This window comes from Demequina sp. (genome assembly GCF_049841215.1).
Taxonomy (GTDB): Bacteria; Actinomycetota; Actinomycetes; order Actinomycetales; family Demequinaceae; genus Demequina.
The window spans coordinates 53,898-72,758 of the sequence record NZ_JASGEO010000005.1 but is presented as its reverse complement, the minus strand read 5'-3'; the positions used below and the strand labels follow the sequence as shown (position 1 = coordinate 72,758).

The following is an 18,861-nucleotide window of genomic DNA, read 5'->3' as shown; positions in this document are numbered from 1 at the left end:
GAGCCAGTCATCAGAGCCCAGCAGCCTGCTGCAGCTTGCCGATCTCGGCGGGGCTGAGTTCGCGCGTCTCCCCCGGCGCCAGCGTGCCCAGCCGAATCGGCCCAAACTGCGTCCGCACCAGGTCAATCACGGGGAATCCCACCGCGTCGAGCATGCGGCGCACAATGCGATTGCGACCCTCGTGCAGTTCCACCTGCACTAGCGAGGCGTCCTTGCCGATGTCCAGCACCGCGGCACCGGTGCAGCGCACCGGGCCGTCGTCGAGATCGACCCCAGCTCGCAGCGTCGTCCCCAAAGACCGTGGAACCTGGCCCTTCACCTTGGCCACGTAGATCTTGTTCACTCCGAACGACGGGTGAGCGAGGCGGTTCGCCAGCTCGCCGTCATTGGTCAGCAACAGCACGCCAGTGGTGTCTGCATCCAGGCGCCCCACGTGGAAGAGTCGCTCGCTGTACGCAGAGACGAACTTGTCCAGCGAGGGCCGGCCCTCGGGATCGCTCATCGTGGAGACCACTCCGCGCGGCTTGTTCAGCACGATCGTCAGCGCCGTCGAGTCCACGCACACGCGCTCGCCATCCACGTCGATCGCCACCTGGTCGGGGTCCACTCGCACGCCAAGCTGCGTCACGACCTCGCCATTGACGCGAACGCGCCCGGCCTCGATGAGGTCCTCGCACGCGCGTCGCGAGCCCACGCCAGCGGAGGCGAGCACCTTCTGCAGGCGCACGCCCTCGGGCCGGTGAATCTCTAGTTCTTCCATCACGATGCCTCGTCAATAGCCGCGAGGTCAGGCAGGAAGGGCGCGAGCGGCGGCAGTTCGTCGAGCGACGAGAGCCCAAGGCGCTCCAGGAACTGCGTGGTGGTGCCAAACAGCACGGCGCCGCCCTGTTCCCCCACTTCTGTAATGAGCCCGCGCGCGCTGAGCGTCTTGACTACCGTGTCCACGTTCACGCCACGAATCTGCGACACCTGGCCGCGCGTCACCGGCTGCCGGTAGGCGATCACGGCCAACGTTTCCAGGGCCGCCTGCGAAAGCCGCGCGGACTGGCCCTCTACGAGGAAGGCGCCCACAGCGTCGGCGTAGAGGGGGCTCGAATAGAACCGCCACCGCCCGTCCGTGGCGCGCAGTTCAAAGCCGCGCGGGTGGTCGGGGTTCGCGAATTCGTCCCGCAGGCCTTCAAGCACAGAAATGACCGACGGCTCCGGCACGTCGAGCGCCGCCGCCAGGTCCGCGGGGGCAACAGGCTCGTCGACGACCATGAGAATGGCCTCGATCGCGCCCCGCACGTGGGTGTCGCTACTCACACTGTCGTTCATGGACGCTGTGCTTCCTCCACCAGATCAACCTCGTCAAACTCCGCCGAGACGTCCACATCGCCGCTTCCGGTCCAGCGGATCGTCAACTCGCCAAGCGAGCGTGCCTGCTCAAAGGCAACCGCCGCCTCCCTGAATAGCTCAAGGAGAGCCAAGAACCGGGCGACGACAACGTTGACGTGCTCAGCGTCGGCCACAAGCTCGCGGAAGCTCACTGCCCCGTCCCGCTGAAGCCGACCAACAATGATAGTCGCCTGCTCGCGCACGCTCACGACCGCTCCGTGAAGGTGGGCGGTGGACACGTGGTGAGCGTCCGGCTTGGGTTGGAGGGCTCGGGCGGCGAGGGTCGCGAGGATGTCGGGGGTGGTCACCCAGATGAGTTCGGGAAGCACCATCGCGAAGTGCGGCTCAAGCGTGACGTCGCGCGGGGTCCTTGCGGGAGCGCCGAGGCGCTTGTCGAGCTCGCCAGCGACCTCCTTGAAGGCGCGATACTGGAGCAGCTTGGCGAAGAGCAGGTCTCGTGCCTCGAGAAGCTCGAGGTCCTCGTAGTCCTCGACCTCACCCTGCGGGAGGAGTCGGGCGGCCTTGAGGTCGAGGAGGGTCGCGGCGACGACGAGGAACTCGCTGGCTTGGCTGAGGTCCCACTCGTCCTCGTGCGCGGTGATCATGGCGAGGAACTCATCGGTGACGGCTGCGAGCGAGACCTCGGTGATCTCCATCTGGTGCCTGCTGATGAGCGACAGCAGCAGGTCAAACGGGCCCTCGAAGTTGTCGAGGTGCACCTGAAAGGCGCGGGAAGAACCGCCCTCCTCGACGAGTTCTGCGGTCATCTGGCTCAAGCGAAGACGCCGCGCGCGATGAGCTCGCGCGCGAGTTCGCGGTACGCCTTGGCGCCTTGGTGATTGGGCGCGTAGGAGGTAATCGGCTCTGCGGCGACCGTAGCGTCGGGAAATTTCACCGTGCGGTGAATCATCGTCTCGGTGACCTTGTCGCCAAAGCCGTCCCGCACGCGCTCCACCACCTCGTGGCTGTGGAGGGTGCGGCCGTCGTACATCGTGGGGATGATGGCGTCGATGGTGAGGCGAGGGTTGAGGCGGTCCTGGACCTTGGTGATCGTGTCCACGAGCAACGCCACACCGCGCATGGCGAAGAACTCGGCGGCGAGAGGGATGAGTACGCCGTGGGCGGCTACCAGGCCGTTTACCGTGAGCAGGCCCAGGGAGGGCTGGCAGTCGATGAGGATGGTGTCGTAGTCGTCCTCGACGGTCCTTAGGGCACGTGCCAGGGCGCTCTCGCGGGCAACCTCGCCTACCAACTGGACCTCTGCGGCACTGAGATCGATGTTTGCGGGCAACAAATCAAGCCCCTGGACTTGAGTCTCGACGATAACGTCCTTGGTGTTGACGCCCGAGCGCATGAGGAGGTCGTAGACCGTCGTCTCCAGGTCGTTGGACTGCACGCCGAGGCCGGCCGAAGCGGCACCCTGCGGGTCAAAGTCCACCAACAAGACCTTGCGGCCATACTCCGCGAGAGCTGCCGCGAGATTGACCGAGGTGGTGGTCTTTCCCACGCCCCCCTTCTGGTTGCACAGCGCCACGATCCGCGCGGGGCCGTGTCCATCGAGGGCTGCTGGCACGGGGAAGTCGGTCACGTGGCAACCTTAGCGCGCGGCAGGCCCGACGCTGGTGTTGGCTCAGCGGGCTTGGTCGCCTTTTTCGTGGGTTTGCCTGGGGTATCAACCTGCGTCCCCAGGTTGGGTGTTTTGCGAGGCTTTCCACATTTGGCAACGTTTTGGTAACGGTTGATCGTGGGTGTGCTCTGAGGGGCCATCTTTGTCACACCCCCCTGGTGGAGTGGAGGCATGCGGATTTCGCTCGAGGTGCTTCGGTCTCAGGTGGCTCAACTGGCCAGTCTTGAGGGCGTTGACTCTCGTGCGCTCACGGGGGATGAGGCGGTTGCGTGGTTGGGGTCTGTGGGCGAGGTGGTGCAGTCCGCGAACACCATCATGTCGGCGCTCACGTCGCGGGTTGGGGAGCTGTCGTCAGGTGAGGACCGCACCAAGAGGTTGGCGCGTCAGAAGGGCTTCAGTGACGTGGGTTCGCTCGTCGCGGAGGTGGCTCAGGTGCCGCGCGGTGCGGCAAGCCAGTTGGTGACGTTGTCCCAAGCGGTGTCCGACGCTGATGCTGGCTCCAGCGCTCCGCTCACCGTGGGTGCCGCGTCCCCTTCGGTGGACGGCGAGCTACCGCTCTATGGGTACTTGGTGCAGCAAACAGGCAAGCGTGGGTTCTCGGCGGAGAAGGCTGCGATCGTGCGCAATTGGCTCGTGAAGATGGCCCGTGCTACCCCGGAGATTGAGCGGTCCTTGGTGGATCGCGCCCGCACCCGCCCACCGCAACGCGTGCGCGCGATGTGCCGCGCCGAGTTTGAACGCGTCGACCATGACGGGTATCTCACCCACCTGAAGTCGTTGCGGTCCAAGGCGTATGTGAAGTTCTGGGAAGCCGACGACGGCATGATCGGATTCCACGGGGAACTGGACCCCATTCGCGGCATCGCGCTGCGCCAATGGATCGACGACCGCACTAGGGCCGCGATGCACAGCCAACGCGACGTCCACCCCAGCGAGCGCCGCGAACCCTCAGAACTCGCCGCCGACGCCCTGGCCGATCTAGCCGTGCACCGAATGGGCTGCCAGAAAGGACCCAAATCCGCACAGACCACCGTGGTGGTCCACGCCGCAGTGGAAGACATCGTCAAAGGCACAGGCGCGGCGTATTGCCACGGCTACGCGGGCCCCATCTGCCTCGAAATGCTCTCCCAGATTGCGTTTGGTCTCCAGGTGGTGCCCGCGGTGACCGGGAAGGGCGGGCTGGCGTTGTTCTTAGGAGATGCCACCAGGTTCTTCACTCCCGCGCAGAAACTCGCGATCGCGCTCCGAGACAAAGGCTGCGCACGGTGTGGCGCCCCCGTGTCGCACTGCGACGTGCACCACATCAAGTTCTGGTCAAACGACGGCCCAACGGACGTCGACAACGGGGTACTTCTCTGCAGTGTCTGTCACCATCGGTTACACGACTTCGGATGGGAAATCGAAATCATCGCCGGCGAAGTGTGGTTCATCCCACCCGCATCCGTGGACCCCAAACGACAACGAATACCAGCCTGCTCCACCCGCTCCCCCGCACCAACCGGGTGAGCGGTGCGGAAGCCTGCACTCGGTGGTCGACAAGCGGCTGGTCATCCTACGCAACTCCCGTCATCCAGCGCGTCGTCGCAGGTTCCCCCACAACGGCCACCATGCTCGGCGCCCCCGCCCGTCTGCGACGCTCAGCGAGACCGGGGATGCGCCGTGTCGTAGACCTCTCGCAAGGTGTCCTGAGTGACAGCCGTGTAGATCTGCGTCGTGGTGACATTGGCGTGGCCGAGCAGTTCCTGAACCACACGCACGTCGGCGCCACCATTGAGCAGGTGCGTCGCAAACGAGTGGCGCAGCGTGTGCGGCGACACATTGGGGACTCCGGCCCGCTCGGCGGCCGCATGGAGGATGTTCCACGCGCTCTGACGCGACAGCCGCCCACCCCGCGAGTTCAGGAACACGGCCGGCGTGCCACGGCCCGACGCTGCCAAAGCTTCGCGCCCGCGCACCAGGTAGGCGCTGAGCGCCTCGGCAGCATAGGAACCGAGCGGAACCACTCTTTCCTTGCGGCCCTTGCCGCGCAACAGCACGGCCTCTGCGCCAGGCTCGAGCGAGATGTCATCGATGTCGAGGCCCGTTGCCTCGGAGATGCGGGCGCCGCTGCCGTAGAGAAACTCGAGCAGGGCGCGGTCGCGCAAGGGCGCTGGTCCGTCCCCCACCGAGGCATGCTCGAGGATGGCGGCCACCTCGGACGTCGAGACGGGATGCGGCAACTTCTTGGGAATGGCGCGGGGGCGCACTGAGGCCGACGTATCGGACGGGGTCCATCCCTCGAGCGCCGCAAAACGGTGAAGGCCACGCACCGAGATCACGATGCGGGACGCGGACGACGGCGCCAGCGCGGGCAGGGGCGATCCGTCGGCGTCAAGCAGCGGTGAACCATCGGGACCCACCGGCGGCTCACCAAGCGACTGAGCGAACCCGGCGATGTCCTCGCGCGTGACATCGGCGAGCGACCCTCGCCCAAGGGACGCGAGAAAATCAAGGTACCGAGCTAGATCCCGTCGATAGGCGGCAACCGTGTTCGCGGACAGTCCGCGCTCAACCGTGACGTGAGCCAGGTACGCGTCGCGCTGCCGTGTGAGATCCGTGGCTCGCAGCCGCTGGGAGGAGTCCATGGGGCGCGTGTGCGGGCTAGAAGTGCCAGACGGTCAACGCGTCGGGCAGGAAGGGGTCCACGAGGATCGCCGCGAACACCAGCGTGAGATACGTGATGGAGTCGCGGAACAGCCGCATCTCGTGCAGTTTCTTCTCGCCACGACGCGCCCGTGCCAAGAGCCGCACCGTGCCCGCAAGGAACCACGCTCCAGAACCTGCCGCGACCGCCAAGTACACCCACGTCATGCCAGCCACAGGCACAAGCACCAGCGTGGTGGCAATCATCGCGATCGTGTAAGCCACCATCTCCACCGCCACGCGGCGCCGTGATGCCACCACCGGCAGCATCGGCACGTGTGCCTCGCGGTAGTCGCCCGTGAACTTCATCGACAACGGCCAATAGTGAGGCGGCGTCCAGAAGAAGATGATGAGGAACAGCAGCACCGGCGTCCAGGCGAGCGACTGCGTCACCGCGGCCCACCCAATGAGCACGGGCATGCATCCCGCGGCCCCGCCCCACACGATGTTCTGCGGTGTGCGGCGCTTGAGCAGCATCGTGTAGCCAACGACGTAGCCAAGGATCGCCAGCACGGACAGCACGGCCGCAAGCGGCGAGTCCACCACTACCCAGAACCACGCCGTGGAGATCACCGACAGCGCCCACGCGAACGTCAACGCTCCCCGCGTAGACACGGCACCCGTCACGAGCGGGCGGCGCTTGGTGCGCTTCATGATCGCGTCAATATCGCGATCGAGGTACGAGTTGAAGGCGTTCGCGCCACCCGCGGACAGTGCGCCACCAACAAGAGTGGTGATCACGAGCCACGTGCGCGGCCACCCGTCCGCGGCGAGCACCATGGTCGGAATCGTCGTGACGAGCAAGAGTTCGATAATGCGTGGCTTGGTCAGCGCTACATACGCACCAACGGTGCTGCGAACCGCCGCCCAGCCGCGGGTCCGCGGCATAGCGGACTCAGGGGCAAGCAAAGGGGCGGACACGGCAACCATTCTACGCGGCTAGAAAGCCTGGAAAGGGCACAAGGAGGCCCGACGCTCCGCTCGCCACAGCGTCGGGCCTGCCTATCCTTGGGGACCTTTGGGGAATACGGGACCCGCGCGCTTCGCTAGGCTTGAGAGGTATACCCGAACCTGCCATTGGGAGCCTCCTGTGACCTTCGCTTGGAACGATACTGACCGCCGCGCCGTCGACACCCTGCGCGTGCTCGCCGCCGATGCCGTGCAGAAGGTGGGCAACGGCCACCCCGGCACTGCAATGTCGCTCGCGCCTGCCGCGTACTTGCTCTTCCAGAACGTCATGAAGCACGACCCCGCTGACCCACAGTGGCTTGGTCGCGACCGCTTTGTGCTGAGCTGTGGTCACTCGTCTTTGACGCTGTATCTGCAGTTGTTCTCGTCCGGTTACCCGATGACGCTCGACGACATCAAGGCGCTGCGCACCGAAGGCTCGCAGACGCCTGGCCACCCCGAGGTCCACCACACGCCTGGCGTGGAGATCACTACCGGTCCGCTCGGCTCGGGTATCGCCTCCGCAGTGGGCATGGCTATGGCCGCGCGACGTGAGCGCGGCCTCCTTGACCCCAATGCCGCCCCTGGCGCCTCGGTGTTCGACCACCACGTCTACGTGCTTTGCTCTGACGGCGACCTGCAGGAGGGCGTGTCCGCAGAGGCGAGCTCCATCGCAGGCGTGCAGGAGCTCGGCAACCTCATCGTGATCTGGGACGACAACAAGATCTCGATCGAGCACGAGACCCCCATTTCGTTCGACGAAGACGTCCTTGGCCGCTACGCCGCGTACGGCTGGCACACCCAGCGCGTTGACTGGGTGACCCCGGAGGGATACCACGAGAACCCGCAGGCCCTCTTTGACGCGATCGAGGCCGCTAAGGCGGAGACCGGCAAGCCGTCGATCATCGCGCTGTCCACGATCATCGGCTGGCCGGCCCCCACCAAGCAGGGCACGGGCGGCGTGCACGGCTCCGCCCTTGGCGCCGATGAGGTGGCCGCCACCAAGGTGGCATTGGGCTTTGACCCCGAGCAAGACTTCGCGGTGGAGCCCGAGGTGCTCGAGCACACTTTGAAGGCACGTGAGCGTGGCGCCGAGGCCCACGCGGAGTGGGAGGAGCGCTTCGCCGGCTGGGAGGCCGCAAACCCCGAGGGGGCCGCGCTCCTGAACCGCCTGCGCAACCATGAACTCCCCCAGGGCTGGGACAACGCCCTTCCCACGTTTGAGGAGGGCGCCTCAATCGCCACGCGCGCCGCGTCGGGCAAGGTGCTCACCGCGCTGGCGCCCGTGCTTCCCGAGCTGTGGGGCGGCTCTGCCGACCTCGCAGGCTCCAACAACACCACGATGGACGGCGAGCCGTCGTTCCTGCCTCCTCACCGCTCCACCAAGTCGTGGACAGGCGACTGGTACGGCCGCACGCTGCACTTCGGCATCCGCGAGCACGGCATGGGCGCGATCCTCAACGGCATCGTCCTCCACGGCCTCACTCGCGCCTACGGCGGCACGTTCCTCGTGTTCTCCGACTACATGCGCGGCTCGGTGCGCCTTGCAGCGGTCATGGGCATCCCCACCACGTTCGTGTGGTCGCACGACTCGATCGGCGTTGGCGAGGACGGCCCCACCCACCAGCCCATCGAGCACCTCGCCGCTCTGCGCGCGATTCCCGGCCTCGACGTGGTGCGCCCCGCCGACGCCAATGAGACCGCCGCCGCGTGGAAGGTCATCCTCGAGACCACTGACCGGCCCTCCGCGCTGATCCTGTCTCGCCAAAACCTCCCCGTTCTGCCTGGTACCAGCGCCGACGGCGTGGCAAAGGGCGGCTACGTGCTTGCGGGTGGCGACGACGAGGCCGACGTGCTCCTTATCGGCACGGGTTCCGAGGTGCAGTGGGCGCTCGGTGCGCGCGATCTGCTCGCCGAGAAGGGGATCAAGGCCCGCGTCATCTCGATGCCGTCCGTCGATCGGTTCGAGCGCCAGAGCGACAAGTACCGCGAGTCGGTGCTCCCCGCCGCTATCAAGGCGCGCGTCTCCGTCGAGGCCGGCTCCAAGCTGGGCTGGCGCGAGTTCGTTGGCGACGCCGGCCGCATCGTGTCCATCGACCACTTCGGCGAGAGCGCTGACGGCGCCCTGCTGATGAAGAAGTTCGGCTTCACGGCCGAGAACGTGGCCAAGTTGGCCATCGAAAGCCTGGAGGCCGCCAAGTGAGTACTTTCCTCAGCACCTGGGTAGGCGTGGACGACACCGCCCACGTCGCCGTCACCGTTACCGGTGAGGCCGCCGAGGCGGTCGGTTCGCACTCCCCCGCCCTTGTGGCCGACGCTGTGGCCAGCCGCATCGCCGCCAAGGACTTCACGTTGTGGGGCGAGGAGGCAGAGGCCGAGTCCAAGATTCGCCTTGGGTGGACCGAGCTCTTCGAGACCGCGCGAGGGATTCTCCCGCAACTCGACGAGCTCGTGGCAGCGATCCGCGCGGAGGGCAAGGACCGCATTGTCCTCGCCGGCATGGGCGGCTCCTCGCTCGGGCCAGAGGTCATCTGCGCCACCTATGACGTGCCGCTCGTGACGCTCGACTCGACGGACCCCGACCAGGTGCGCGACGCGCTCGACGGAGACCTCGAGTCGACCGTCTTGGTGGTTTCCAGCAAGTCTGGCGGCACCGTTGAAACTGACTCGCAGCGCAGGGCGTTCGAGTACGCCTTCGAGCAGTCGGGTCTGGATCCGCGCCAGCACATCGTGGTGGTCACCGACCCCGGCTCGCCGTTACACAAGGCATCCGTTGACGCCGGGTACCGCGCCGTGTTCCTCGCGGACCCGAACGTTGGTGGCCGCTTCTCAGTGCTCAGCGCATTCGGGATTGTGCCGTCCGCGCTTGCCGGTGTGCCGGTTGTCGAGTTGCTCGACGAGGCCGCAGCCGTTGCCGATTCCTTCGCGGAGGACAACGAGGCCAACCCTGCGATCGTCCTTGGCGCCGCGATGGGCGGCACGTCTCGCGACAAGCTCGTGTTCTCTGACGTCGGCAGCGGCCTCGTCGGCTTCGCCGACTGGGCGGAACAGCTCATCGCCGAGTCCACGGGCAAAAGCGGCGTTGGCATCCTTCCCGTCGTCGCCGAGGCAGACGCCCCCGATGCCGGCCTCCACGATGTTCTTGATGTGCGCCTCGCGCCTCTTGACGAGGAGATCGACGGCCCTGAGAACGGCATCATCGTTGCCGGGACGCTCGGCGGCCAATTCCTGCTGTGGGAGTACGCCACGTCCATCGCGAGCCGTCTGCTGCACATCAGCCCCTTTGACCAGCCAAACGTCGAGTCGGCGAAGGCCGCCTCGCGAAAACTGCTTGACGCTCTTCCCGAGCCGGAGGCGCCCCTGTTCGTCGACAACGGCATCGAGGTGCGCGCCACCGACATTCCACTCGATGGCGTGACCACCGTCGCGGGCGCCGTCGCGGCCCTCGAGGCACAGCTTGGCGAGCGCGGTTACGTGGCGGTTATGGCCTATCTGGACCGTCAGGCGAACCCGGCCCTAGCGTCGGTCCGTGGCGCGATCGCCGCACGCACACAGCGTCCCGTGACGTTTGGGTGGGGGCCGCGTTTCTTGCACTCGACCGGTCAACTTCACAAGGGCGGCGCGCCCATTGGCGTGTTCCTGCAGATCACGTCGAGCTTTGAGGAGGACCTCGAGATTCCTGCACGGCCATTCACGTTTGGTCAGCTGATCTCGGCCCAGGCTCAGGGAGATGCGGCGGTGCTCGCGGAACATTCGCGGCCCGTTTTGCGTCTCAACCTGACGGACGCGGCGCAAATCGACGCCGTTGCCGCCATCTTGAAGGGCTGATACGTGTCCAACCCGTTGCGTGATCCCCGCGATCGTCGCCTGCCTAGGATCGCTGGATCCTGCGGTCTGGTGATGTTCGGCGTGACCGGTGACCTGGCCCGCAAGAAGCTCATGCCGGCCGTCTACGACCTCGCGAACCGAGGTCTCCTTCCCCCCGCGTTCGCGCTCACCGGCTTTGCTCGTCGCGATTGGGACGAGCAGGACTTCGCCAAGGTGGTGCACGACTCCGTCAAGCAGTACGCGCGCACCCCGTTCCGCGAGGAGACCTGGAAGCAGCTCGCCGAGGGCATCCGCTTTGTGCAGGGAACCTTCGACGATCCGGAGGCCTTCGCCGAGCTGCGCCGCACCGTTGAGGAACTCGACGCGGAGCGCGGCACGCACGGCAACCACGCGTTCTACCTGTCGATCCCGCCCTCCGCATTCCCCCAGGTCATTCAGCAGCTGAGGGACAGCGGCCTCAGTGACCCCAAAGAGGGCACGTGGCGACGCGTGGTCATCGAGAAGCCATTCGGCCACAACCTCGAGTCGGCCAACGAACTCGACGCCGTGGTGAGTGAGGTCTTCCCTCCTGACTCGGTGTTCCGCATCGACCACTATCTGGGCAAGGAGACGGTGCAGAATCTGCTGGCGCTGCGCTTCGCTAACCAGCTGTTTGAGCCGATCTGGAACTCTCAGTACATCGATCACGTGCAGATCACCATGGCGGAGGACATCGGGATCGGGTCTCGTGCCGGCTACTTCGACGGCATCGGCACCGCGCGTGACGTCATCCAGAACCACCTGCTGCAGCTCTTCGCGCTCACCGCAATGGAGGAGCCGGCGTCCTTTGACGCCGCGGACCTTCGCGCCGAGAAGGAAAAGGTGCTCGGTCAGGTTCGCCTGCCCCACGACCTGGCTGAGGGCACCGCTCGTGGCCAGTACGCCGCTGGCTGGCGAGGCGGCGAGAAGGTGGGAGGCTTCCTCGACGAGGACGGCATCGCTCCCGATTCGATCACCGAGACGTACGCCGCGATCCGCCTTGACGTTCCCAACCGCCGCTGGGCAGGCACGCCCTTCTACTTGCGGGCAGGGAAACGCCTTGGTCGACGCGTGACAGAGATCGCGCTCGTCTTCAAGAAGGTGCCGATGCCCTACTTCCAGCAGATCGAGGGCTCCGATGTTGGCGCGAACGCCCTCGTCATCCGCGTGCAGCCGGACGAGGGCGTGACCCTCAAGTTCGGCTCTAAGGTGCCCGGCACCACGATGGAGGTGCGCGACGTCACGATGGACTTCGCGTACGGCAACGCGTTCACCGAGTCCTCACCGGAGGCGTATGAGCGCCTCATCCTCGACGTGCTGTTGGGCGACCCGCCGCTCTTCCCTCGTCATGAGGAGGTGGCGCTGTCGTGGCAGATCCTGGACCCCATCACCGATTTCTGGGCCACTCAGGGCCAGCCGGAGCAGTATCGCTCCGGTACGTGGGGGCCCGCGGGCGCTGACGAGATGCTCGCTCGCGACGGACGCGTGTGGAGGCGGCCATGATTATCGACCTTCCAGGAACCACCACGTCCGAGATCCAGCGCGCGCTCGTTGAATCCCGCAAGGAGGGCGGCGTGGTCACTCTCGGTCGCGTCATGACGCTCGTGATCGACGCGACGGGAGCCGACGCGGAGGACGCGATCGCCACCGCGAACGTGGCGTCGCGAGAACACCCGTGCCGCATCATCGTGATTTCACCCGGCTCTGCCGAGGAGGCTCGCCTCGACGCAGAGATTCGGGTTGGCGGCGACGCCGGTGCCTCCGAAGTGGTGGTGCTGCGTCCCTCCGGCCAGCAGGCGAAGCACGAGGACACCCTCGTCACTCCCCTGCTGCTTCCCGACGCGCCCATCGTGGTGTGGTGGCCGGCGGGAGTGCCCTCCGACACCTCGCGCACGGGCCTTGGCAAGATCGCCCAGCGTCGCATCACCGACACCAAGGGCGAGCCGAGCCCCGCAGACACGTTGCGTGGCCTCGCCGCGTGCTACCGGGCAGGCGACACGGATCTCGCGTGGTCTCGCGTGACCAGCTGGCGGGCACTTCTTGCGTCCGCTTTGGAGCAGGTGCCGGATCAGCACGTGACGAAGGCCAGGATTCACGGCGACACCAATAGCCCATCGATTCTGCTGCTTGGCGCCTGGCTGCGGGATCGCCTCGGGTGCGAGATCGAAGCGACGTACGACGACGCCGTGAAGGGCCTTCAGCACATCGTCTTGGAGACCGAGAGCGGCGAAATCGGCATCTTCCGCCCCGACGGCCACAACGCCACCATTGAGCAGCCTGACCAGCCGTCACACACCATTGCGCTCCCCGCCCGCTCGCTCAACGAGTGCCTTGCGGAGGAGTTGCGCAGACTCGATGACGACGAGGTCTACGGCGAGGTGCTCGCGGCGTTTGCGGCGGGTGCGTGATGACTGCGCCTGCTAAGAACCGGCGCGTGGTCGTCTACCCCGATGCCGCAACTGTCGCGACGGCCACGGCTGCGCGGTTGTTGACGCACCTCGTGGACACGCTCACCGTCAAGGAACGCGCCGACATCATCCTGACGGGCGGCACCGTTGGCATCCGCACGCTCAGCGAGGTCGCGGCGAGCCCGCTTCGAGACACCGTCGACTGGACCGCCGTGCACGTGTGGTGGGGCGACGAGCGCTTTGTAGCCGCCGGCGACCCTGATCGGAATGAGGGCCAGGCCCAAGAGGCGCTCTTGGCCCACCTGCCCGTGCCGGAGGAGAACATTCACCGCATGGGATCAACCACCGAGTTCGAGACGGCAGAAGACGCCGCAGCCGCCTACCTCGCTGACTTTGAGGCGCAAGGCGAACCCGTGTGGGACGTCGCCATGTTCGGCATGGGGCCCGACGGCCACGTCGCCTCCCTGTTCCCAAGTCACCCAGTCTTCGTGACAGGTTCGGAGGCGGTCAGTGCCGTCCACGACTCGCCAAAGCCCCCGTCAACGCGCGTGACGCTTAGCGTTGACCTCATCAATCGCGCGCACCAGGTGTGGATCGTCGCCGCAGGCGACGAGAAAGCGGAAGCCATTGCCAAGGCGCTCAAGGGCGATAAGGCGATCCCAGCGTCGGCCGTATGTGGTACCGACGCCACGCTGTGGCTGATTGACGCCGCAGCGGCGGCGCAGGCCTAGCGGCTCTTAGGAGAGCTTGCCGGCGAGAAGGTCACGACCTTCTGCCTGTACGCCAGCGCCCTCGGGGAACTCAACCTCGGGAAGCAGCTCCTCTACGCGACGCACGATCGCGTCGATGTTGAACAGCTCCGGCTTCTCGTAAATGGTCTCGCCGTCGGCGCGGAACGTGAAGACGCCCTTGCGACCGGTCTTGAGAGACACGGACTCGATGCGGTTGCCGAAGGTCTCGAGCAACTTGGTCTGGGCGTCGGTTGCGCGCGGCAAGTAACCGCAGGGCACGCAGTATTCGATCTCGATGTTCATGGGTGTCTCCTCAAAAGAAACTAGTCAGCGGCGACGACGGCGGTACGGCGAGCGCGGAGAGCCTCGAGGGCCTCGTCAAGAAGGGCCTCGCCCTCCTTGTCCGTGCGACGCTCCTTCACGTACGCGAGGTGCGTCTTGTAGGGCTCGTTACGCAGCGGCTCCGGCGGATTGTCGGCGTCGAGGCCTGCAGGAAGGCCGCACTTGGGGCAGTCCCACTCCACCGGAATCTCGGAATCCTCGCCAATCGCGAAGCTAGGGCTCGTGACGTGCCCGCGCGCGCAATAGTACGAAACTGTCTGACGCGGAGCGGATTCTCCCCGCTCGTCTTCCCCCATGGGGCCAGCGCCTACGCGCGACCCCCTAATTGCATTGCCACCTGCCACGGCGTACTTCCTCAGTCTTTCTCGACGCGATTAACCGAACCGCGAAATGAGTCCTAGCAAGACGACCACAAGGGCCCAGAAGATCGCGACGCCCCAGGTAATACGCGTGAGGTTGCGCTCACCAACGGCCGACGACTGGATTCCGGATGCGAGGCCACCACCGAACATGTCGGTGATACCGCCACCGCGACCGCGGTGGATGAGCACGAGGCCAATGAGCAGCAGGCTCGAAATCGCCAGCAGCACCCACAGGGTGTTCTCGAGGACGTCCACATCTCTCCCTTGTTTGGAACGGCTACAAGGATACCTTGCGCCGCACGCACCTTTGGCGCGCGGCGCAAGGCGTCCCTAGCTAGAGTGCGATCGTGTGCTCGCGGAACCGGGCAATCTTCGCAAACTCCTCCGCATCGAGGCTTGCGCCGCCCACCAGCACGCCGTCAACGTCGGCCTCCGCCATGATCGCGGCGATGTTGCCGGACTTCACGGATCCTCCGTAGAGAACGCGCACGGCGTCGGCGACGTCCTGACTGTAGAGTTCCGCGAGGCGCGCACGGATCGCTCCGCACACCTCCTGCGCGTCCGCGGGCGTGGCGACCTCTCCCGTACCGATGGCCCACACGGGCTCGTACGCGACCACGATCTCCTTGGCGCGGTCTGCGGGAAGGCCCTCGAGCGCGCCGTCGAGCTGGGCGAGCGTGTACGAGACCTGCTCCCCCGCCTTGCGGATATCGAGGCCCTCACCGACGCACAGGATCGGCGTAATGCCGTGATCGAAGGCGGCCTTCACCTTGGCGCCGACGACCGCGTCCGACTCACCGTGGTACTCACGACGCTCCGAGTGACCAACCGCAACGTACGAGACGTTGAGTTTGGCGAGCTGAGCGCCAGAGACCTCGCCGGTGAAGGCGCCGGACGTCTGAGCGGAGATGTCTTGGGCGCCCACCTTGACGTCGAGCTTGTCGGCGTCAATGAGTGTCTGCACCGAACGAATGGAGGTGAAGGATGGCAGCACCACCACCTCCACGTCGCCAAAGTTGTGCTTGGCGTCCTGCAGGAGCCACGCGAGCTTCTGCACGGTGTGGGTGGCCTCGAGGTGGTCGAGGTTGAGCTTCCAGTTGCCCGCAATGAGCGGAGTGCGTGTCATGAGTTAGTCCTCCAGTACGTCAAGACCGGGAAGTGCCTTGCCTTCGAGCAGTTCGAGCGACGCACCGCCACCCGTCGAGATGTGGCCGAATGCGGCCTCGTCAAACCCCAGCAGGCGAACGGCCGCAGCCGAGTCGCCGCCACCCACCACGGAGAAGCCGTCGGAGTCGATCATCGCTTGCGCAACGGCCTTGGTGCCCTCAGCGAACGCGGGGAACTCGAACACGCCCATGGGGCCGTTCCACACGATCGTCTTGGCGTCGGCAATCTTGGACGCGAACAGCGCCGCGGACTCGGGGCCGATGTCGAGGCCCATGCGGTCCGCGGGGATCTCGTCCGCGGACACCACGACGGCGTCGGCGTCAGCCGCGAACGCGGTGGCGGCAACGATGTCCGTGGGAAGCACGATCTCTACGCCGGTCTCTTCCGCAGTGGCGAGGTAACCCTTAACGGTATCGATCTGGTCCTCTTCGAGGAGCGATGAGCCAACACCGTAGCCCTTGGCCGCGAGGAACGTGAAGACCATGCCGCCGCCGATCAGCAGGCGGTCCGCCTTGGTCAGGAGGTTAGCGATGACACCAAGCTTGTCGGAGACCTTGGATCCACCAAGCACCACGGCGTACGGGCGCTCGGGGTCCGTGACCGCCTTGCTGAGCGACTCGACCTCCTTCTGCACCAGCAGGCCCGCCGCGGCGGGAAGCAGCTTCGCAACGTCGTAGACCGACGCCTGCTTGCGGTGCACCACACCAAAGCCGTCCGAGACGAAGGCGTCCGCGAACGCAGCAAGCTCGGCGGCAAGCGCCTCGCGGTCGGCGTCCACCTTGCTCGTCTCACGCGCGTCGAAGCGCACGTTCTCGAGCATCGCAACGTCGCCCGGCTCAAGTGCCGCAACGGTGGCCGCTGCAGACTCCCCAACCAGGTCGTCGGCGAGCGTCACGGGCTTGCCGAGCAGTTCGGAGAGCCTCGCAGCCGCGGGCGCGAGCGAGTACTTCGCCTCCGGCGCGCCGGCCGGACGCCCAAGGTGAGCCGTAACGATGACAGCGGCACCAGCGTCGAGCAGCTTTTGGATGGTGGGAACGGATGCGCGCACGCGGCCGTCATCCGTAATCGTGGTGCCATCGAGCGGAACGTTGAGGTCCGAGCGAACGAGCACCTTCTTGCCGGCGAGATCGCCGAGCGAGTCAATGGTCTTCAACATGATCTGATCCTGTCTTGACATGAGTACGGCCGCACACTCACGTGCGCGGCCGTATTCACATGGTCTGTAGTTAGAGGCGCTCGCCGACGTACGACGTCAGCTTCACGAGGCTCGTGGAGTAACCCCACTCGTTGTCGTACCACGCGATGATCTTCACGAGGTTGCCGCTCACCTTGGTGAGCTTGGCGTCGAAGATCGACTGGTGCGGGTTGGTCACGATGTCCGACGACACAATCTCGTCCTCGGTGTACTCAAGCGTGCCCTTGAGGTCACCCTCAGCGGCGGCCTTGACGGCGGCGTTGACCTCGTCGACGGTGACCTCGCGGCCGGCAACGAACGTGAGGTCCGTGGCAGAGCCGGTGATCGTGGGAACGCGGAGCGCGAAGCCATCGAGCTTGCCCTTGAGCTCGGGGAGCACCAGGGCAACGGCCTTGGCGGCGCCGGTCGAGGTGGGAACGATGTTCTGCGCGGCGGCACGTGCACGGCGGAGGTCGCGGTGCGGGCCGTCCTGCAGGTTCTGGTCACCCGTGTACGCGTGGATCGTGGTCATGAGGCCACGCTCGATGCCGAAGGCGTCGTTGAGGACCTTGGCAACGGGGGCAAGGCAGTTGGTGGTGCACGAGGCGTTCGAGATGATGTGCTGCGTGGCGGGGTCGTAGTCCGTGTGGTTCACACCAACAACGAACGTGCCGTCCTCGTTCGACGCGGGGGCGGAGATGATGACCTTCTTGGCTCCGGCCTCGATGTGCGCCTTGGCCTTGGTGGCGTCCGTGAAGAAGCCCGTGGACTCGATGACGATGTCCGCGCCAAGCTCGGCCCAGGGAAGGTTGGCAGGGTCACGCTCTTCAAGGGCGCGGATCGCCTTGCCGTCGACGTAGATGTTCTCGTCGTCGTAGGTCACTTCCTTGGGGAACTTGCCCAGCACGGTGTCGTACTTGAGCAGGTGCGCAAGCGTGTGGTTGTCCGTGAGGTCGTTGACACCGACGATCTCGATGTCTGCGCCCTCCGCGATGATTGCGCGGAAGAAGTTGCGTCCGATACGGCCAAAGCCGTTGATGCCGACCTTGATGGTCACTGTTGTCTCCTCGACTCGTGCCATCACTGGCACGCTTGGTGTTGGATGCTTGCGCACATCTCCGTGCGCCGGGGGACTCCGCTTGGGCGGGCCACTACGTGAAGCCTACTACCTAGCCCAACGCGTCGCGGCGCGACGATAGTCCCGGGTAAGGGGCTACTCCTCAACGAGCATGTCAGCGGTGAGGAAGGCTTCGGTATCAGGGATGCCGAGTTCCTCTGCCCGCTTATCCGCGGTAGCGAGCAGGCGACGGATTCGGCCGGCAACTGCGTCTTTGGTGAGCGGAACCTCGGCGTACTTGCCGAGTTCCTCGAGCGACGCCTCCTTGTGCGCGAGCCGCAACTCCCCCGCCTCCCGCAGGTGCTCTGGGACCTCGTCGCCAAGGATGTCAAACGCTCGCTGCACACGGGCCGACGCTGCTACCGCGGCTCGCGCGGAACGGCGCAGGTTGGCGTCGTCAAAGTTGGCAAGACGGTTGGCAGTTCCCCGCACCTCTCGCCGCGTGCGCTTCTCTTCCCACTCGAGCACCGAGTCGTGCGCGCCGAGGCGCGTCAGCAGGTGCGCGATCGCGTCGCCATCGCGGATGACCACGCGGTCAACACCGCGGACCTCTCGCGACTTTGCGGTGACGCCGAGCCGGCGCGCGGCGCCCACAAGCGCGAGCGCGGCCTCGGGGCCAGGAGAGGTCACCTCAAGGGCGGAGGAGCGGCCGGGCTCGGTGAGCGAGCCGTGCGCAATGAACGCGCCGCGCCATGCGCCGATGGTGTCATCGATGGCGCCGCCAACGACCTGCGGGGGCAGTCCGCGTACCGGGCGTCCCCTGTGATCGAGCAGGCCCGTCTGGCGCGCAAGCGACTCGCCCTCTTTGACCACGCGGACCAGGTAGCGGTTGCCCTTTTTGAGGCCACCGGAGACCACGATGATGTCGGAGCCAAGGTTGTAGCACTCCTGGATGAAGCCCCTCAGCCTCCGTGCGCCAGCGGCAGTGTCGAGTTCCGCCTCGATCACGATGCGTCCGGAAACAATGTGGAGGCCGCCCGCGAAACGCAGGGTCGTTGCCACCTCTGCCTTGCGCGCCGACACCTTTTCCACGGCTACTCGGGCGAGCTCGTCCTTCACCTGTGCGGTCAACGCCATGCG

The 18,861-nt window shown here is 66.0% G+C and carries 19 protein-coding genes; 6 read left to right on the top strand and 13 right to left on the bottom strand.

What is annotated here, in order from left to right; translation table 11 throughout:
* Positions 1-10: 10 nt before the first annotated feature.
* The 4 genes from QM618_RS01170 to QM618_RS01155 are packed head-to-tail and all read right to left on the bottom strand — an operon-like array spanning position 11 to position 2,965.
* Entirely contained in the window at positions 11-760 is a 750-nt protein-coding gene (locus QM618_RS01170; RefSeq protein ID WP_428093690.1) for a pseudouridine synthase, read from the bottom strand.
* On the bottom strand, positions 760-1,317 hold the full coding sequence (scpB, locus tag QM618_RS01165; RefSeq protein WP_428093687.1) for an SMC-Scp complex subunit ScpB: 558 nt from the start codon (positions 1,315-1,317) through the stop codon (positions 760-762). Before scpB ends, QM618_RS01170 begins: the two co-directional genes overlap by 1 nt.
* Entirely contained in the window at positions 1,314-2,144 is an 831-nt protein-coding gene (locus QM618_RS01160; RefSeq protein ID WP_428093684.1) for a segregation and condensation protein A, read from the bottom strand. The genes scpB and QM618_RS01160 overlap by 4 nt, the downstream gene beginning before the upstream one ends.
* Positions 2,145-2,149: 5 nt before the next feature.
* The gene (locus tag QM618_RS01155; protein WP_428093681.1) at positions 2,150-2,965 is read right to left on the bottom strand and encodes a ParA family protein; all 816 of its coding nucleotides are present in this window, start codon (positions 2,963-2,965) and stop codon (positions 2,150-2,152) included.
* Positions 2,966-3,175: 210 nt separating this feature from the next.
* On the opposite strand from QM618_RS01155, the gene QM618_RS01150 reads away from it, so the two are divergent.
* Positions 3,176-4,510, top strand: coding sequence for a DUF222 domain-containing protein (locus QM618_RS01150; RefSeq protein ID WP_428093678.1), 1,335 nt, complete (start codon positions 3,176-3,178; stop codon positions 4,508-4,510).
* Between the two features lie 131 nt (positions 4,511-4,641).
* Here QM618_RS01150 and QM618_RS01145 read toward each other — a convergent pair whose 3' ends face one another.
* Positions 4,642-5,628 carry a site-specific tyrosine recombinase XerD gene (locus QM618_RS01145; RefSeq protein WP_428093675.1) on the bottom strand — a complete coding sequence of 329 codons (987 nt, stop codon included), beginning with the start codon at positions 5,626-5,628 and terminating at the stop codon, positions 4,642-4,644.
* A gap of 16 nt (positions 5,629-5,644) precedes the next feature.
* Positions 5,645-6,616, bottom strand: coding sequence for a heme o synthase (locus QM618_RS01140; protein ID WP_428093672.1), 972 nt, complete (start codon positions 6,614-6,616; stop codon positions 5,645-5,647).
* A 160-nt stretch (positions 6,617-6,776) separates the two neighbouring features.
* Here QM618_RS01140 and tkt point away from each other — a divergent pair, with 160 nt between their 5' ends.
* Genes tkt through pgl form a run of 5 tightly spaced genes read left to right on the top strand, consistent with a single transcriptional unit; the run spans position 6,777 to position 13,619 of the window.
* Positions 6,777-8,837, top strand: a complete 2,061-nt coding sequence (gene tkt, locus QM618_RS01135) for a transketolase (RefSeq protein ID WP_428093669.1) — start codon at positions 6,777-6,779, stop codon at positions 8,835-8,837.
* Positions 8,834-10,462: a glucose-6-phosphate isomerase gene (locus QM618_RS01130; protein ID WP_428093666.1), complete on the top strand. Its 1,629-nt coding sequence runs from the start codon at positions 8,834-8,836 to the stop codon at positions 10,460-10,462. The genes tkt and QM618_RS01130 overlap by 4 nt, the downstream gene beginning before the upstream one ends.
* A 3-nt stretch (positions 10,463-10,465) precedes the next feature.
* Positions 10,466-11,983, top strand: coding sequence for a glucose-6-phosphate dehydrogenase (gene zwf / locus QM618_RS01125; RefSeq protein ID WP_428093662.1), 1,518 nt, complete (start codon positions 10,466-10,468; stop codon positions 11,981-11,983).
* Entirely contained in the window at positions 11,980-12,888 is a 909-nt protein-coding gene (locus QM618_RS01120; protein ID WP_428093659.1) for a glucose-6-phosphate dehydrogenase assembly protein OpcA, read from the top strand. Before zwf ends, QM618_RS01120 begins: the two co-directional genes overlap by 4 nt.
* Complete coding sequence (gene pgl / locus QM618_RS01115) at positions 12,888-13,619, top strand: 6-phosphogluconolactonase (protein ID WP_428093655.1); 732 nt, start codon at positions 12,888-12,890, stop codon at positions 13,617-13,619. Before QM618_RS01120 ends, pgl begins: the two co-directional genes overlap by 1 nt.
* A gap of 6 nt (positions 13,620-13,625) precedes the next feature.
* On the opposite strand, the gene QM618_RS01110 is transcribed toward pgl, so the two are convergent.
* The 7 genes from QM618_RS01110 to whiA form a co-directional block, all read right to left on the bottom strand.
* Positions 13,626-13,922: a SelT/SelW/SelH family protein gene (locus QM618_RS01110; RefSeq protein ID WP_428093651.1), complete on the bottom strand. Its 297-nt coding sequence runs from the start codon at positions 13,920-13,922 to the stop codon at positions 13,626-13,628.
* 20 nt (positions 13,923-13,942) lie between these two features.
* Positions 13,943-14,305 (bottom strand): RNA polymerase-binding protein RbpA, encoded by a 363-nt coding sequence (locus QM618_RS01105; RefSeq protein WP_428093647.1) that lies wholly within the window; start codon positions 14,303-14,305, stop codon positions 13,943-13,945.
* A gap of 30 nt (positions 14,306-14,335) precedes the next feature.
* On the bottom strand, positions 14,336-14,578 hold the full coding sequence (secG, locus tag QM618_RS01100; RefSeq protein ID WP_428093644.1) for a preprotein translocase subunit SecG: 243 nt from the start codon (positions 14,576-14,578) through the stop codon (positions 14,336-14,338).
* A 79-nt stretch (positions 14,579-14,657) separates the two neighbouring features.
* On the bottom strand, positions 14,658-15,449 hold the full coding sequence (gene tpiA, locus QM618_RS01095; protein ID WP_428093641.1) for a triose-phosphate isomerase: 792 nt from the start codon (positions 15,447-15,449) through the stop codon (positions 14,658-14,660).
* Positions 15,450-15,452: 3 nt separating this feature from the next.
* The gene (locus QM618_RS01090) at positions 15,453-16,643 is read right to left on the bottom strand and encodes a phosphoglycerate kinase (protein ID WP_428094478.1); all 1,191 of its coding nucleotides are present in this window, start codon (positions 16,641-16,643) and stop codon (positions 15,453-15,455) included.
* A gap of 73 nt (positions 16,644-16,716) precedes the next feature.
* Positions 16,717-17,721, bottom strand: coding sequence for a type I glyceraldehyde-3-phosphate dehydrogenase (gene gap, locus QM618_RS01085; RefSeq protein WP_428093637.1), 1,005 nt, complete (start codon positions 17,719-17,721; stop codon positions 16,717-16,719).
* A 156-nt stretch (positions 17,722-17,877) separates the two neighbouring features.
* Complete coding sequence (gene whiA / locus QM618_RS01080; protein WP_428093633.1) at positions 17,878-18,858, bottom strand: DNA-binding protein WhiA; 981 nt, start codon at positions 18,856-18,858, stop codon at positions 17,878-17,880.
* Between the last annotated feature and the right edge of the window lie 3 nt (positions 18,859-18,861).

Excerpts from the sequence above, each read along its gene's own strand:
- scpB (WP_428093687.1), bottom strand. The coding sequence starts at position 1,317 with ATGAACGACAGTGTGAGTAGCGACACCCACGTGCGGGGCGCGATCGAG.
- QM618_RS01145 (WP_428093675.1), bottom strand. The coding sequence starts at position 5,628 with ATGGACTCCTCCCAGCGGCTGCGAGCCACGGATCTCACACGGCAGCGC.
- QM618_RS01150 (WP_428093678.1), top strand. The coding sequence starts at position 3,176 with ATGCGGATTTCGCTCGAGGTGCTTCGGTCTCAGGTGGCTCAACTGGCC.
- QM618_RS01140 (WP_428093672.1), bottom strand. The coding sequence starts at position 6,616 with ATGGTTGCCGTGTCCGCCCCTTTGCTTGCCCCTGAGTCCGCTATGCCG.
- QM618_RS01120 (WP_428093659.1), top strand. The coding sequence starts at position 11,980 with ATGATTATCGACCTTCCAGGAACCACCACGTCCGAGATCCAGCGCGCG.
- whiA (WP_428093633.1), bottom strand. The coding sequence starts at position 18,858 with ATGGCGTTGACCGCACAGGTGAAGGACGAGCTCGCCCGAGTAGCCGTG.
- QM618_RS01160 (WP_428093684.1), bottom strand. The coding sequence starts at position 2,144 with ATGACCGCAGAACTCGTCGAGGAGGGCGGTTCTTCCCGCGCCTTTCAG.
- QM618_RS01170 (WP_428093690.1), bottom strand. The coding sequence starts at position 760 with ATGGAAGAACTAGAGATTCACCGGCCCGAGGGCGTGCGCCTGCAGAAG.
- QM618_RS01110 (WP_428093651.1), bottom strand. The coding sequence starts at position 13,922 with ATGAACATCGAGATCGAATACTGCGTGCCCTGCGGTTACTTGCCGCGC.
- pgl (WP_428093655.1), top strand. The coding sequence starts at position 12,888 with ATGACTGCGCCTGCTAAGAACCGGCGCGTGGTCGTCTACCCCGATGCC.
- tpiA (WP_428093641.1), bottom strand. The coding sequence starts at position 15,449 with ATGACACGCACTCCGCTCATTGCGGGCAACTGGAAGCTCAACCTCGAC.